The sequence below is a fragment of the Azospira oryzae genome, assembly GCF_004217225.1.
GTDB lineage: Bacteria > Pseudomonadota > Gammaproteobacteria > Burkholderiales > Rhodocyclaceae > Azospira > Azospira oryzae.
Window position 1 is genome coordinate 461,841 of record NZ_SHKM01000002.1, and the last position, 13,781, is coordinate 475,621.

Annotated in this window: 16 protein-coding genes; 5 read left to right on the forward strand and 11 right to left on the reverse strand. The window is 64.4% G+C overall.

The genetic code is table 11. The features are described from left to right. The first annotated feature begins 95 nt into the window (after positions 1-95). Complete coding sequence (locus EV678_RS11250) at positions 96-1,709, forward strand: hypothetical protein (RefSeq protein WP_130459596.1); 1,614 nt, start codon at positions 96-98, stop codon at positions 1,707-1,709. Positions 1,710-1,725: 16 nt separating this feature from the next. On the opposite strand, the gene phoR is transcribed toward EV678_RS11250, so the two are convergent. Beyond that, positions 1,726-3,027: a phosphate regulon sensor histidine kinase PhoR gene (gene phoR / locus EV678_RS11255; RefSeq protein ID WP_130459597.1), complete on the reverse strand. Its 1,302-nt coding sequence runs from the start codon at positions 3,025-3,027 to the stop codon at positions 1,726-1,728. Positions 3,028-3,067: 40 nt separating this feature from the next. Continuing rightward, positions 3,068-3,760 carry a phosphate regulon transcriptional regulator PhoB gene (gene phoB, locus EV678_RS11260; protein WP_014235970.1) on the reverse strand — a complete coding sequence of 231 codons (693 nt, stop codon included), beginning with the start codon at positions 3,758-3,760 and terminating at the stop codon, positions 3,068-3,070. A gap of 154 nt (positions 3,761-3,914) precedes the next feature. Here phoB and EV678_RS11265 point away from each other — a divergent pair, with 154 nt between their 5' ends. From EV678_RS11265 to EV678_RS11280, 4 genes are read left to right on the forward strand one after another with little or no spacing between them, the layout of a single operon-like run. Further along, positions 3,915-4,340 carry a gamma-butyrobetaine hydroxylase family protein gene (locus EV678_RS11265; RefSeq protein ID WP_130459598.1) on the forward strand — a complete coding sequence of 142 codons (426 nt, stop codon included), beginning with the start codon at positions 3,915-3,917 and terminating at the stop codon, positions 4,338-4,340. Between the two features lie 40 nt (positions 4,341-4,380). Next, on the forward strand, positions 4,381-5,115 hold the full coding sequence (gene ubiE, locus EV678_RS11270) for a bifunctional demethylmenaquinone methyltransferase/2-methoxy-6-polyprenyl-1,4-benzoquinol methylase UbiE (protein WP_014235968.1): 735 nt from the start codon (positions 4,381-4,383) through the stop codon (positions 5,113-5,115). 33 nt (positions 5,116-5,148) lie between these two features. Further along, complete coding sequence (locus tag EV678_RS11275; RefSeq protein ID WP_130459599.1) at positions 5,149-6,060, forward strand: Tim44 domain-containing protein; 912 nt, start codon at positions 5,149-5,151, stop codon at positions 6,058-6,060. 5 nt (positions 6,061-6,065) lie between these two features. Then, positions 6,066-6,641 carry a ubiquinone biosynthesis accessory factor UbiJ gene (locus EV678_RS11280; RefSeq protein WP_130459600.1) on the forward strand — a complete coding sequence of 192 codons (576 nt, stop codon included), beginning with the start codon at positions 6,066-6,068 and terminating at the stop codon, positions 6,639-6,641. Positions 6,642-6,724: 83 nt separating this feature from the next. On the opposite strand, the gene EV678_RS11285 is transcribed toward EV678_RS11280, so the two are convergent. From EV678_RS11285 to EV678_RS11325, 9 genes are all read right to left on the reverse strand, one after another. After that, positions 6,725-7,147, reverse strand: a complete 423-nt coding sequence (locus EV678_RS11285) for a F0F1 ATP synthase subunit epsilon (RefSeq protein ID WP_014235965.1) — start codon at positions 7,145-7,147, stop codon at positions 6,725-6,727. 57 nt (positions 7,148-7,204) lie between these two features. Next, on the reverse strand, positions 7,205-8,608 hold the full coding sequence (atpD, locus tag EV678_RS11290) for a F0F1 ATP synthase subunit beta (RefSeq protein ID WP_014235964.1): 1,404 nt from the start codon (positions 8,606-8,608) through the stop codon (positions 7,205-7,207). Between the two features lie 28 nt (positions 8,609-8,636). After that, positions 8,637-9,500 (reverse strand): F0F1 ATP synthase subunit gamma, encoded by an 864-nt coding sequence (atpG, locus tag EV678_RS11295; protein ID WP_014235963.1) that lies wholly within the window; start codon positions 9,498-9,500, stop codon positions 8,637-8,639. An 18-nt stretch (positions 9,501-9,518) separates the two neighbouring features. Further along, positions 9,519-11,057: a F0F1 ATP synthase subunit alpha gene (atpA, locus tag EV678_RS11300; protein WP_014235962.1), complete on the reverse strand. Its 1,539-nt coding sequence runs from the start codon at positions 11,055-11,057 to the stop codon at positions 9,519-9,521. A 9-nt stretch (positions 11,058-11,066) separates the two neighbouring features. Further along, a complete protein-coding gene (locus EV678_RS11305) occupies positions 11,067-11,606 on the reverse strand; it encodes a F0F1 ATP synthase subunit delta (protein ID WP_014235961.1) in 540 nt (179 codons plus the stop codon). A gap of 5 nt (positions 11,607-11,611) precedes the next feature. Beyond that, positions 11,612-12,082 (reverse strand): F0F1 ATP synthase subunit B, encoded by a 471-nt coding sequence (locus EV678_RS11310; RefSeq protein WP_014235960.1) that lies wholly within the window; start codon positions 12,080-12,082, stop codon positions 11,612-11,614. Positions 12,083-12,120: 38 nt separating this feature from the next. Then, on the reverse strand, positions 12,121-12,369 hold the full coding sequence (gene atpE / locus EV678_RS11315; protein ID WP_014235959.1) for a F0F1 ATP synthase subunit C: 249 nt from the start codon (positions 12,367-12,369) through the stop codon (positions 12,121-12,123). A 63-nt stretch (positions 12,370-12,432) separates the two neighbouring features. Next, positions 12,433-13,308: a F0F1 ATP synthase subunit A gene (gene atpB, locus EV678_RS11320; RefSeq protein WP_130459601.1), complete on the reverse strand. Its 876-nt coding sequence runs from the start codon at positions 13,306-13,308 to the stop codon at positions 12,433-12,435. A 1-nt stretch (position 13,309) separates the two neighbouring features. Further along, positions 13,310-13,651: an ATP synthase subunit I gene (locus EV678_RS11325; protein WP_130459602.1), complete on the reverse strand. Its 342-nt coding sequence runs from the start codon at positions 13,649-13,651 to the stop codon at positions 13,310-13,312. Positions 13,652-13,781 lie beyond the last annotated feature (130 nt).

The following is a 13,781-nucleotide window of genomic DNA, read 5'->3' on the forward strand; positions in this document are numbered from 1 at the left end:
CCTACTGCCACAACGCCGCCGGCAGCGCCCGCTCCCCGGATATCACGAGCCACCCAGCCGGCACCGTCGGCCGGTCCGGGCGGGAGGGCTAGGCCATGGGCAACCCAAACGCTGCCGGCGTCGCCCTGGCCTTCCCCGATTTGCCAAGCGGGGCGGCCTTCCTGGCGCGGCTGCCCCTGGCAGACCCGCCCCTCCTGCATGACGGCCTGGTCCGCTTCCAGCACAGCCTGCTGACTGCCCCGCCGGCGCCCCTGGCCGCCCTGCAGCTCCTGGAGCAGGCCCGCACGCCCCTCGCCTTCGCCCAGGAGGAGCTGGCCAGACGCTACCTCAACCGCCCCCTGCCCCTGGCGGACCAGGAAGAAACGACCTTCGCCGCGGTCACGGCCGCCTGGCGGCGCATGGCCCAGGCCTACGCCCGGGTCGCCCAGGGGCTGGAGCCAGGCCAGGACACGCCGGAGCGGCTGGCCCTGATCCTGCACCGCTGCCTGCACTACACCGCCCTGGCCATGGTCGAGCACTATCGGGCCCGGCGCGAGCTGGAAGCGGGCCTGTGGCTCGAGCTCCACGGCTATTTCGGCAGCGCCGAGGAATGGGGCGTGGCCACCCTGCCGGTGGCCGATCCCGAGATGCCGGAACACGGCCAGGGCCATTGCGCGGCCATCTACAACGCTGCCCTGCTGCTGGAACTGGCCGGCCCCTACAGCCTTTCCCTGCGCCAGCTGGAACTGGCCTGGCGCTGGGCCCGGCTATGGGCGCCCCTGGTGGGAATCGACGCCCTGGCAGCGGGCGATGGCGCGCCCCGCTTCGTCGTTGATCTGCTACGGGACGGCGGCCTCCAGCCCCATGACGCGACGGCGGACGGACCGACCCTGCGCCGCCTCGACACTTCGCGCCTGACCCTGCGCCTGCGCCAGGCCCACCAGGGCCTCAAGGCCCGGCTCTCACCGGTGGACGCCGGCCTGGGCGAAGGCTGCAGCGCCAGCCAGTGCGTCCACCTGCTCGCCCTGCTTTTTCGCCCCTGGTCCCAGACCCCCGCCCTGCGCCGCTTCCGGCGCCATCCGGGCAAGGGCCGGCTGCGTCTTTGCGTCGGCTGGGAAGCCCTGCACTACTTCGTCGCCGGCCGGGAGTTCGTGCAGCCCGACAATGTGCGGGTCTATTCCCGCCAGGAGTTCGACAGCCTCTTCATCTTCCGCCACCAGGTGGACCCGAGCCAGCCCCTGGCGGTTGCCTCGGCCCGCCTGGCTTTCGCCGCCGATACCTGGAGCGTGGCCAACGAGTCGGCCGCCGGCTACCGCCTGCGCCGGGACGGCGCCGGCCAGCGGCTACAGCAGGGGCAGTTGGTGGGGGTGGCCGGGGAGGAGGCGGAGCAGTTCATGCTCGGCCAGGTCAATTGGGTCATGCAGGAGCGGGACGGCGCCGAGGCCGGCGGGCTGGTGGCCGGCATCAGCCTGCTGGCGGGCCGGCCCCAGGCGGTGGCGGTACGCCACCATGGCGCCGACCATTCGCCCTCGGAGCCCTATGTGCGGGCCTTCCTGCTACCGCCGGTGCCAAGCCTGGAACAAGGAGCTTCCCTGATCCTGCCCCTGGGCTGGTACGGAGCCCGGCGCCAGGTGGAAATCCACAGCGACGGCACCTGGCTGGTGCAGCTGGAAGAGTTGCTGCAAGGCGGCGCCGATTTCGAGCGGGTCAGCTTCAGCGTCTGCGGCTAGGGCGGTTGCCGGCGCTTCAGTCAGGAATACGCAGGGCCGGGAAGCAGGCGGAGAAGCGGCTGCCCTTGCCGGCCTCGCTCTCCACTTCGAGACGGCCCTGGTGCCGTGTCAGCACGTGCTTGACGATGGCCAGGCCGAGGCCGGTGCCGCCGGTCTCCCGGGAGCGGCTGCGGTCCACCCGGTAGAAGCGCTCGGTGAGCCGGGGAATGTGCTGGGGCGCGATGCCGATGCCGCTGTCGGCCACGGTGAAGGCGGCACCATCGGCGGTTCGCTGCCAGATCAGTTCCACCCGGCCGCCATCCGGCGTGTAGCGCACGGCGTTGGACGCCAGGTTGCCGAAGGCGCTGCGCAGTTCGTTGGCGCAGCCCAGCAGCACCGGAGGGCCGTCGCACACCAGGCTGATCTGGTGCCGCCCGGCTGAGAGAGCCTGGGCTTCCTGCCGAATAGAGGTCAGCAGGGCCGGCACTTCCACCCGTTCGTCCAGGGGGGTCAGGCTGCCGGTCTCCAGGGCGGAGAGGGTCAGCAGGTCGTCGATCAGGTGCTGCATGCGTCCCGACTGCTCCTGCACCAGGCGCAGGTAGTGCAGGGCGTCTTCCCGGGGGTAGGCGTCGAAATCATCCACCAGCATCTCGACGAAACCGCTGACCACGGTCAGGGGCGTCTTCAGTTCGTGGGAGACGTTGGCGACGAAATCCCGGCGCATGTTTTCCAGGCGCTCCAGCTGGCTGATGTCCCGGCTGATGAGCAGGTTCTGGTCGTCGCCATAGGGGATCACCTGGATCTGCAAGGTCTGGCCCTTGTGCAGGTCGTTCTGCAGCAGCAGAGGCTCGTCGAACTGGCCGGCGCTGAGGTAGCTCACCATCTCCGGCTGGCGGATCAGGTTGGTGACCGGCTGGCCCCGGTCGGTGGCCGGGTTGAGATTGAAGTGGGCGGCGGCCTGGGCATTGAGGCCGTCGATCTGGCGGTGCCGGTTGAAGACCACCACCCCGTCGGGCAGGGCCTCGCCGGCCAGGCGGAAGCGCTCCAGGGCCCGGGCCAGGGAGTGCTGCTGCTCCAGGCGGATGCGCACCCGGCGGTGCAGGCCGGCGAAGGCCACTTCCCAGATGCCCCAGCCGGCGGGCACCCGGGCGTCCAGGGGCCCGCGCAGCCAGCGCATGAGCTTGGCGAGGAACCACAGGTGGTACAGCAGGTAGAGCAGCAGGCCGCCGCAGAAGGTTTCCCAGGCCTGCTGGCGGCCGACGAAGATCCAGACGGGACCGGTGACGGCACAAAGCAGGAAGAGGAAGAAGAAGGCGCGCAGCCAGACGGCTTTGACCATGAAGACAGACCGATCAGGAAGAAGTGGTCAGGGCGGCAGTTTAACCGGCCTGGGTGGAGAAACGGTATCCGCTGCCGCGCACGGTCTGGATCAGGCGTTCGTGGCCGGTGGGCTCCAGGGCCGAGCGCAGGCGGCGGATGTGCACATCCACGGTGCGCTCCTCGACGAACACATGATCACCCCACACCTGGTCCAGCAGCTGGGCCCGGCTGTGGACCCTCTCCGGGTGGGTCATGAAGAAGTGCAGCAGGCGGAATTCCGTCGGCCCCAGGTCCACCGGGCTGCCGTTGCCCAGCACCCGGTGGGTGATGGGATCCAGGCGCAGGCCTTCGATATCCACCGGGTCCTCGGTCATCTGGGGCGCCCGCCGGCGCAGCACCGCCTTGATGCGGGCCTGCAGCTCCCGGGGGGAGAAGGGTTTGGTGACGTAGTCGTCGGCCCCGGCTTCGAGGCCGGCGATCTTGTCGTGCTCCTCGCCCCGGGCGGTGAGCATGATGATGGGCACGTCCTTGGTCCGCTCGTCGGCCCGCAGCTTGCGGGCGAACTGCACACCGGACATGCCGGGCAGCATCCAGTCCAGCAGGACCACGTCGGGCAGCACCTCGCGCACCTTGCGCTCCGCCTCTTCGGCATCGTAGGCCCGCAGCACCTGGTGCCCGGCATGCTGCAGATTGGCGGCGATCAGTTCCTGGATCGAGGGTTCGTCTTCGACGACAAGGATGTTGGCTGGCATTGGGTTGGTTGTCCGTTAAGCTTTGCAGAAAAGTCTATTGCAGCCAGGTGACAAATTGATGACAGCCGGAACGGATCGTCCGGCACGGGCCCGACGTCCCGGCCAGGCCCCATCTGCGCTATGATAGCGCGTCTTTTTTGCAGGATTTGCGGCCATGGCCGGGCTCAATCGGGAAACTCCCATTCCCACCGAAATCAAGCTGCACCAGAAATCCCGACTGCTGGAAATCAGCTTCGCCGACGGACAGCGCTTCGAACTCGCCTACGAGTTCCTGCGAGTGCTCTCCCCCTCCGCCGAGGTGCGGGGCCACGGCCCCGGCCAGGAACGGCTGCAGGCCGGCAAGCAGGCGGTGGAGATCGAGCGCGTGGAGCCGGTCGGCAACTACGCCATCAAGCTGGTCTTTTCCGACGGCCACGACAGCGGCCTCTACTCCTGGGACTACCTCTACGAACTGGGCCTCAACCGGGACGCCCTGTGGCAGGAGTACCGGGCAAAGCTCGCCGCCGCCGGCCTCTCCCGGGACCCGGCCGACCTGCCCCCGCCGCCGCCCCGCCCCCAGGGCGGTTGCGGCAAGCACTGACCTTTCCCCATTTCAACGCTTAGCTAAACGGATTCCCATCATGGGCGACAAAACTCATTTCGGCTATCAACAGGTCGACGAGGCCGAAAAGGCCCAGAAGGTGGCCGACGTCTTCTCTTCCGTGGCCCAGCGCTACGACCTGATGAACGACCTCATGTCCGGCGGCCTGCACCGCCTGTGGAAGGCCTTCACCATCGCCCAGAGCGGCGTGCGCGAAGGCAGCCGGGTGCTGGACGTGGCCGGCGGCACCGGCGACCTCTCCCTGGCCTTTGCCAAGAAGGCCGGCAAGAGCGGCCAGGTGTGGCTCACCGACATCAACAACGCCATGCTGACCCGGGGCCGGGACCGCCTCTGCGACAAGGGCTTCGTCGTCCCCGTGGCCCAGTGCGATGCGGAGAAGCTGCCCTTCCCCGACGACTATTTCGACGTGGTCACCGTGGCCTTTGGCCTGCGCAACATGACCCACAAGGACAAGGCCCTGGCCGAGATGCGCCGGGTCCTGAAGCCGGGCGGCCGCCTGCTGGTGCTGGAGTTCTCCCAGGTGTGGAAGCCCCTGGCGCCCTTCTACGACTTCTACTCCTTCCAGGTCATCCCCCGCCTGGGCCAGCTGATCGTCAAGGACCCGGACAGCTATCGCTACCTGTCCGAATCCATCCGCGTGCATCCGGACCAGGAAACCCTCAAGGGCATCATGGAACAGGTGGGCCTGGAAAAGGTCGAATACTTCAACCTGACCATGGGCGTGGTCGCCCTGCACCGCGGTTACAAGTACTAAGCGTACCCATACCAACAACGAGGAGAGACATCAGTGAAGAAGCCCTTGATCGCCCTGTGCACCCTGGTTCTGGGCCTGGCCCTGGTCGCCCCCGATGCCGATGCCGCCCGCCTCGGCGGCGGCCGCAGCAGCGGCATGCAGCGCAGCGTCACGCCCCAGCACAACACCGCCCCCAGCGGCACCACCGCCCCCAAGCAGAACGCCGCTCCGGCCCAGCAGGCCCAGCCTGCCACCGCCGGTGCGCCGGCGCCCCAGGCTGCGCCCAAGCGCAGCTGGCTCGGTCCCATCGCCGGCCTGGCCGCCGGTATCGGCCTGGCCGCCCTGGCTTCCCACTTCGGCTTCGGCGAAGGCATGGCCAACTTCCTCATGATCGCCCTGCTGGCCATGGCTGCCGTGTTCGTTTTCCGTCTCATTTTCCGCCGCCCGGCTGCAGCAGCGCCGCGCTCCGAACCCCTGCAGTATGCCGGCGTCGGCGGTCCCTCCATGGCTCCCATGCCGGAAGTGACGCCCGTGGGTGGCGGCAACGCAGCCGTCCCGGCCGCTGAGGCTGCGCCGGCCGCCGCAGCCAACATTCCTGCCGATTTCGACAGCGAAGGTTTCCTGCGGGTGGCCAAGCTCAACTTCGTCCGCCTCCAGGCCGCCAACGACCAGGGCAACCTGGACGACATGCGGGAGTTCCTGGCCCCCGAGATGTTCGCCGAAGTGCAGCTGCAACTGAGCGAGCGGGGCGGCAAGGCCCAGCAGACCGATGTGGTGCAGCTCAACGCCAGCCTGCTGGAGGTGGTCAGCGAGGCCGGCCGCCACATCGCCAGTGTCCGTTTCAACGGCCTGCTGCGGGAAGAGAAGGACGCGGCACCGGCGCCCTTCGACGAAGTCTGGCACCTGGTCAAGCCCACCGACGGCAGCCGGGGCTGGATGGTCGCCGGCATTCAGCAACTGTCCTGAACCCCATGCTGGACCGTCCCTTCCTCGCCGGGCTCAATCACCTGCTGGGCCGGGAGCCGTGGGCGCGCCAGCGCCTGCGTCCCTTCGCCGGCCGCGGCGCCAGGATTTCCCTGCCGCCCTGGTTCAGCCTGGACCTGACCGTGGCCGAGGACGGCACCCTGCACGGCGGCCCCCTGGCCGCTCCCGACGTCCTCATCAGCCTGCCGGAACACGCCCCACTTCGCTTCTTCGGCCACCCCCAGGAAGCCTTGGCAGCCGCCCGTCTGGAAGGCACGGCCGATTTCGCCGAAGCCCTGGGCTTCGTCTTCCGCAACCTGCGCTGGGATGCGGAAGAAGACCTGGCGCGCCTGCTGGGCGACATTCCGGCGCGGCGCCTGGTGGGCCTGGGTGCCAGCCTCTTCAATTGGCAAAAGGAGGCTTGGAGCCGCCTCAACGCCAACTTTGCCGAGTATTTCAGACACGAGCAGGGCGCTGGCGGCCCCATCCGGCGCCGCGAATGGCAGGGCCATCAGCAGGCCGTTACCGCCGCTGCGGCGGAGGCCGATGCCCTGGCCGCCCGCCTGGAGCGTCTGCAGGGCTGACTCAGCCCGGGCGGGATTTCCCGAACACATAAAAGAAAAGGCAGCCCGGAGGCTGCCTTTTTTGTGCTGCGACGATCAGCTGCTTAGTGCTTGCGCTTCTTCAGCTGCTCGATGGTTGCCAGCTGGGCCACGGCTTCAGCCAGTTCGGCTTCGGCCTTGGCGTAGTCCATTTCGGCAGAGCGGTTCTGCAGGGCTTCTTCCGCTGCCTTCTTGGCTTCCAGCGCCTTCGCCTCGTCCAGGTCGCCACCGCGGATAGCGGTATCGGCCAGCACGGTCACGATGGTGGGCTGAACTTCCAGCATGCCGCCGGAGACGTAGATCATCTCGAACTCGGCATCCGGCACCTTGATACGCACGGTACCGGGCTTGATACGGGTCAGCAGCGGGGTGTGCCGCGGGTAGATGCCGAGTTCGCCGGCTTCGCCCGGGAGCACCACGTATTCAGCTTCGCCGGAGAAGATGGACTCTTCGGCGCTGACCACGTCTACATGTACTCTCAATGCCATGATAGGGGTTCCCCTCAGGATGGCCGCACCCCGGACGGGATGCGGCTTACCGGTTGATTACTGGAGGGTCTTCGCCTTTTCGAAGGCCTCTTCGATGGAGCCGACCATGTAGAAGGCCTGTTCCGGCAGGTTGTCGCATTCGCCGGCCACGATCATCTTGAAGCCCTTGATCGTTTCCTTCAGCGGCACGTACTTGCCGGGAGAGCCGGTGAACACTTCGGCCACGTGGAAGGGCTGGGACAGGAAGCGCTGGATCTTACGAGCGCGGGCCACGGCCAGCTTGTCTTCGGGAGCCAGTTCGTCCATACCCAGAATGGCGATGATGTCGCGCAGTTCCTTGTAGCGCTGCAGGGTCATCTGCACGCCGCGGGCCACGTTGTAGTGCTCTTCGCCCACGATCTGGGGATCCAGCTGGCGGGAGGTGGAGTCCAGGGGATCCACGGCGGGGTAGATACCCAGCGCAGCGATGTCCCGGGACAGCACGACGGTGGAGTCCAGGTGGAGGAAGGTGGTGGCGGGGGACGGGTCGGTCAAGTCATCGGCAGGCACATACACGGCCTGGATGGAGGTGATGGAACCCACCTTGGTGGAGGTGATCCGTTCCTGCAGGCGGCCCATTTCGTCGGCCAGGGTGGGCTGGTAACCCACGGCGGACGGCATACGGCCCAGCAGAGCGGACACTTCGGTACCGGCAAGGGTGTAGCGGTAGATGTTGTCCACGAAGAACAGGATGTCACGGCCTTCGTCACGGAAACGCTCGGCCATGGTCAGGCCGGTCAGCGCCACGCGCAGACGGTTGCCGGGGGGTTCGTTCATCTGACCGAACACCATGGCCACCTTGTCCAGCACGTTGGAGTCCTTCATCTCGTGGTAGAAGTCGTTACCTTCACGGGTACGCTCACCCACGCCAGCAAACACGGACAGACCGGAGTGCTGTTTGGCGATGTTGTTGATCAGCTCCATCATGTTCACGGTCTTGCCCACGCCGGCGCCACCGAACAGACCCACCTTGCCGCCCTTGGCGAACGGGCAGATCAGGTCGATCACCTTGATGCCGGTTTCGAGCAGTTCCACGGAGGGGGACAGCTCGTCGAAAGCGGGAGCCTTCTGGTGAATGGCGCGCGTTTCGTCGGAAGCGATGGGGCCGGCTTCGTCGATGGGGCGGCCCAGCACGTCCATGATGCGACCCAGGGTGCCGTGGCCCACGGGCACGGAAATGGGCTTGCCGGTGTTGTTGACTTTCATACCGCGGCGCAGGCCGTCGGAAGAACCCAGGGCGATGGTACGGACAATGCCGTCACCCAGCTGTTGCTGAACTTCGAAGGTCAGACCCTTTTCGATGTTGGCGTGCTCTTCGGCCACATCGAGCATCAGGGCGTCATAGACCTTGGGCATGGCTTCGCGGGGGAACTGGATGTCCACCACAGCGCCGATGCACTGAACGATCATACCTTGACTCATTTTGAATCCCTCAAACTATAGAAACCAGTTAGACCGCCGCTGCGCCGCTGACGATTTCGGACAATTCCTTGGTAATCGCTGCCTGACGGGTCTTGTTGTAGACCAGTTTCAGTTCGCCGATCACATTCTTGGCGTTGTCGGAAGCCGACTTCATGGCCACCATCCGGGCGCTCTGCTCGGAAGCCATGCTTTCAGCCACTGACTGATAGATCAGCGCTTCGACATAGCGGACCAGCAGGTCGTCGATCACGGACTTGGCGTCGGGCTCGTAGACGTAGTCCCAACGGGCGGACTCGGAGCCCACGACCTCACCGGACAGGGGCAGCAGCTGCTCGATAACCGGCTCCTGCTTCATGGTGTTCACGAAGCGGGTGTAGGCGATGAACAACTGGTCGATCTCACCGTTGATGTAGGCATCGAGCTGAACCTTGACGGGCCCGATCAGGCGTTCCAGGTGGGGCGTATCGCCCAGGCCGGTGACCTGGGAAACGACGCTGGCGCCGGAACGCTGCAGGAAGCCCAGACCCTTGTTGCCGATGGCGGTCGCCTGGATGGCGATGCCCTGGCTTTCCAGGTCCTTCATCTGGTTCAGGACGTTGCGCAGCACGTTGGAGTTCAACGCGCCGCACAGGCCCTTGTCGGAGGTCACGACGATGATGCCGGCCTTCTTGATCGGATCACGCTTCACCAGGAACGGATGCTTGTACTCGGTCAGCGCATGAGAGAGGTGGGCGGCCACGCGGCGGATCTTCTCGCCATAAGGACGCGCCTGACGCATACGTTCCTGCGCCTTGCGCATCTTCGACGCGGCCACCATCTCCATGGCCTTGGTGATCTTGCGCGTGTTTTCCACGCTCTTGATCTTGTTGCGGATTTCCTTGCCGCTAGCCATTACGCTCTCCTGGACGGATTAAACCCAAGCGGCCTTGAATTCCTTGATCGCTTCGACGAGTTGCTTTTCGCCGTCAGCATCCAGGTCCTTGGACGTTTCCATCTTGGTCACCAGATCGGCGTACTTTTGACGAACGTAGCCGTGCAGGCCCTTCTCGAATTCGAGAACGCGCTTCACGTCGATGTCATCAGCGTAGCCCTTGGTGATGGCGTACAGAGTCACGGCCTGGTCGGCAATGCTCAGCGGGGTGTATTGGCCCTGCTTCAGCACTTCCACGGTACGGCGGCCACGCTCCAGCTGCTTGCGGGTAGCTTCGTCCAGATCGGAAGCAAACTGGGCGAAAGCGGCCAGTTCGCGATACTGGGCCAGGTCGGTACGGATACCGCCGGACAGCTTCTTGATCAGCTTGGTCTGGGCAGCACCACCGACGCGGGACACGGAGATACCGGCGTTGATAGCGGGACGGACACCGGCGTTGAACAGGTCGGTTTCCAGGAAGATCTGACCGTCGGTAATGGAGATCACGTTGGTCGGCACGAAGGCGGACACGTCACCAGCCTGGGTTTCGATCACGGGGAGAGCGGTCAGAGAACCGGTCTTGCCCTTGACTTCGCCGTTGGTCAGCTTTTCCACCCATTCTTCGGAAACGCGGGCTGCGCGTTCCAGCAGACGGGAGTGCAGGTAGAACACGTCACCGGGGTAAGCTTCACGGCCGGGAGGACGACGCAGCAGCAGGGAGATCTGGCGATAGGCCCAGGCTTGCTTGGTCAGATCGTCATAAATGATCAGGGCGTCTTCACCGCGGTCGCGGAAGTATTCGCCCATGGTGCAGCCGGCGTAGGGAGCGATGAACTGCAGCGCAGCGGAGTCAGAAGCGGAAGCGGCCACCACGATGGTGTATTCCATGGCGCCGTGTTCTTCCAGCTTGCGTACCACGTTGGCGATGGTGGAAGCCTTCTGGCCCACCGCCACGTAGATACACTTCATGTTCTGACCCTTCTGGGCGATGATCGCATCAACGGCCACAGCGGTCTTACCGGTCTGACGGTCACCGATGATCAGCTCGCGCTGGCCGCGGCCGACGGGAACCATGGAATCGATAGCCTTGATACCGGACTGCACGGGCTGGGACACGGACTTCCGCCAGATCACGCCGGGGGCGACCTTCTCGATCTTGTCGGTCAGCTTGTTGCCCAGGGGGCCCTTGCCGTCGATAGGCTGGCCCAGGGCGTTAACCACGCGGCCGATCAGTTCGGGACCAACGGGCACTTCCAGAATGCGACCGGTGCACTTGACGGTGTCACCTTCGGAAATGTGCTCGTATTCACCCAGCACCACGGCGCCCACGGAGTCACGCTCCAGGTTCAGGGCCATACCGAAGGTGTTGCCGGGGAATTCCAGCATTTCGCCTTGCATTACATCCTGCAGGCCGTGAACGCGGCAGATGCCGTCGGTCACCGAGACAACGGTACCCTGCGTGCGGGTCTCGGCGCCCACCTGCAGGTTTTGAATCTTGCTCTTGATCAGTTCGCTGATCTCGGACGGATTCAACTGCATGAATTTCTCCTAGTTCTTGAGCGCCGTAGCCATCGCTTCGAGCTTGCCGCGTACGGAAGCGTCGAGGACCTGGTCACCCACCGCCACTTTGATACCACCGATCAGCGCTGCATCCACCACCACGCGGGGCTGGAGCTTGGAGCTGAAATGGGTTTCAAGTTGGCCCAACAGATTTTTCACTTGCGCGTCATCGAGGGGGAAGGCGCTGTAAACAACGGCTTCCTTGATGCCCTCTTCGGCACTCTTGAGCTGCTCGTAGATTTCCTGGACTTGCGGCAGCAGGGAGAGGCGCTCGTTTGCCGCGAGAACCCGGATAAAACCGGTCACGTCGGCATTCTTGGCAGCCTCGCCGCTGAGCGAGACGAAAAGCTGGGTCAGCTGATCGGCCGAAAGCTTCGGGTTGCCAATGCACTGGACCATTTCGGGGTCCTGTGCAATGACAGCCAGCAGCTTCAGGGTGTCCGACCACTGAGCCAGGGCCTTTCCGTCGCGCGCCAGGCGGAAAACTGCTTCCGCGTAGGGACGAGCGATGGTGACGGATTCAGCCATAAGCGTTACAGATCCTGTTTGATCGTGCTCAGGATGTCAGCGTGGGCCTTGGCGTCGATTTCGCGGCGCAGGATCTTCTCTGCACCGACAACGGCCAGTTCAGCCACGCGCTCACGCAAACCTTCCTTGGCACGCACCACTTCCTGTTCGATCTCGGCCTTGGCAGCGGCGACGATACGGTCAGCTTCAACCTTCGCCTGGGACTTGGCTTCGTCGATGATCTGGGCGGCGCGCTTGTCAGCGCCGGCGATCAGTTCGGAGGCCTTTTCCTTGCCTTCGCGCAGGGCTTCCGCCGAGCGCTTGGTCGCGAGCTCGAGGTCGTGCTTGCCACGATCGGCGGCAGCAAGACCGTCAGAGATTTTTTTCGCTCGCTCGTCGAGCGCCTTCACGATGGGCGGCCACACGAATTTCATCGTGAACCACGCCAAAATGAAGAACACAACGAGCTGGGCGACCAGAGTTGCGTTCAGATTCACGGCTCTAACCCTTTAAAAAAAGTTGTTCGAGGCGCGAATTACTTGAGAACGAACGGGTTGGCGAAGGCGAACATCATGGCGATACCAACGCCAATCAGGAAGGCGGCGTCGATCAGACCGGCCAGCAGGAACATCTTGGTTTGCAGTTCGTTCATCAGTTCGGGCTGGCGAGCGGAGGCTTCCAGGTACTTGGAGCCCATGATGCCGATACCGATACAGGCGCCAATAGCACCCAGACCGATGATCAGACCGGCGGCCAGTGCGACGAAACCGAGGATGTGTTCCATGTTTGCTCCTTGCAAAAGTAGAGGTAGTAAGTTGAAAAGGTAAAACGGGAAACCGTTACGAGATTAGTGGCTCTCGTGGGCCTGACCGATGTACACCAGGGTCAGCATCATGAAGATGAAGGCCTGCAGGGCAACGATCAGGATATGGAAGATGGCCCACACGGAACCGGCGATGACGCCGCCGATCCAGAGGAACGCACCGGTGGCGGTACCGGCCCAGGCCGCACCCATCAGGGCGATCAGCATGAACACCAGTTCGCCGGCGTACATGTTGCCGAACAGCCGCATGCCGTGGGACACGGTCTTGGCCAGGAACTCGATCATCTGCATGGCGAAGTTGATCGGGTAGAGCAGGGGATGGCTGCCGAAGGGAGCGGTGAAGAGCTCGTGCACCCAGCCACCCAGACCCTTGATCTTGATGTTGTACCAGATGCAGACCAGCAGCACGCCGATGGACATGCCCAGGGTGCCGTTCAGGTCGGCGGTGGGAACCACGCGCAGGAAGGCGTGGTGGTCGCCGGAAGCGGCTTGCCAGAGGCTGGGCAGCAGATCGACGGGCAGGAAGTCCATGGAGTTCATCAGGAAGATCCAGATGAACACGGTCAGAGCCAGGGGAGCCACGAACTTGCGGGACTCTTCGCTATGCACGATGCCCTTGGCCTGGTTGTTCACCATTTCCAGGACGATTTCCACGGCGGCCTGCATGCGACCGGGAACGCCGGAGGTAACGCTCTTGGCGACACGCCACATGACGAACAGACCGAGGATCCCCATAAGAATGGAGAAAACCACGGTGTCGACGTTGATGACGGAGAAGTCAATAACGGCGGACTGGGCGTGACCGGTGGAATTGAAGTGGGTCAGGTGGTGGACGATGTACTCGCCAGCGGTGGGGGCGTTGGCGGCGTGTTCCGCGACTGCCTCGTGAGCGTTTTCCATTTCAGGATTTCTTCCAAAAAGCCAAAAAACTCGCCTGCAGCGTCACTACCAGGCCGAGCAGCATGGAGGGCCAATGCATCTCGGGATAAACCTTGGCAGCAACAGCCAGAATTCCGATGGTGGCGGCAACCTTGACGAATTCGCCGAGGAAGAAGCCCGCTACGCCGGGACCACCCGGGCGCCGCGCCGCTACAGCCAGGCGCAGGGCGAACAGGGCGTTGGGGAGCAGGCAAGCGCCACCACCCACCGCCGCAGAGGCCGCACCGTGCCCTCCGACGAACAAGCCAAGCAGACCAGCCGTGATTACTACCGCCCAGATTTGGAAAATGATTGCCCGGAACATGATTGATTTTCCGCGGTTTTTCCAAACTGGAGGGAGCGGTTCAAAACCCGAACCAACGTCGCCAGCCGCCGCACACAAAGATAAATAATATAAGAGTTATCCCTTATTTAGTCAATGGAAACGCCGGAAC

What these genes read in the sequence shown, in the direction of transcription:
- EV678_RS11285 (WP_014235965.1), bottom strand. Translation starts at nt 7,147, where the DNA reads ATGGCATTGAGAGTACATGTAGACGTGGTCAGCGCCGAAGAGTCCATC.
- atpG (WP_014235963.1), bottom strand. Translation starts at nt 9,500, where the DNA reads ATGGCTAGCGGCAAGGAAATCCGCAACAAGATCAAGAGCGTGGAAAAC.
- EV678_RS11305 (WP_014235961.1), bottom strand. Translation starts at nt 11,606, where the DNA reads ATGGCTGAATCCGTCACCATCGCTCGTCCCTACGCGGAAGCAGTTTTC.
- EV678_RS11280 (WP_130459600.1), top strand. Translation starts at nt 6,066, where the DNA reads ATGCTGGACCGTCCCTTCCTCGCCGGGCTCAATCACCTGCTGGGCCGG.
- EV678_RS11325 (WP_130459602.1), bottom strand. Translation starts at nt 13,651, where the DNA reads ATGTTCCGGGCAATCATTTTCCAAATCTGGGCGGTAGTAATCACGGCT.
- ubiE (WP_014235968.1), top strand. Translation starts at nt 4,381, where the DNA reads ATGGGCGACAAAACTCATTTCGGCTATCAACAGGTCGACGAGGCCGAA.
- EV678_RS11265 (WP_130459598.1), top strand. Translation starts at nt 3,915, where the DNA reads ATGGCCGGGCTCAATCGGGAAACTCCCATTCCCACCGAAATCAAGCTG.
- EV678_RS11250 (WP_130459596.1), top strand. Translation starts at nt 96, where the DNA reads ATGGGCAACCCAAACGCTGCCGGCGTCGCCCTGGCCTTCCCCGATTTG.
- phoR (WP_130459597.1), bottom strand. Translation starts at nt 3,027, where the DNA reads ATGGTCAAAGCCGTCTGGCTGCGCGCCTTCTTCTTCCTCTTCCTGCTT.
- atpA (WP_014235962.1), bottom strand. Translation starts at nt 11,057, where the DNA reads ATGCAGTTGAATCCGTCCGAGATCAGCGAACTGATCAAGAGCAAGATT.
- atpD (WP_014235964.1), bottom strand. Translation starts at nt 8,608, where the DNA reads ATGAGTCAAGGTATGATCGTTCAGTGCATCGGCGCTGTGGTGGACATC.
- atpB (WP_130459601.1), bottom strand. Translation starts at nt 13,308, where the DNA reads ATGGAAAACGCTCACGAGGCAGTCGCGGAACACGCCGCCAACGCCCCC.
- phoB (WP_014235970.1), bottom strand. Translation starts at nt 3,760, where the DNA reads ATGCCAGCCAACATCCTTGTCGTCGAAGACGAACCCTCGATCCAGGAA.
- atpE (WP_014235959.1), bottom strand. Translation starts at nt 12,369, where the DNA reads ATGGAACACATCCTCGGTTTCGTCGCACTGGCCGCCGGTCTGATCATC.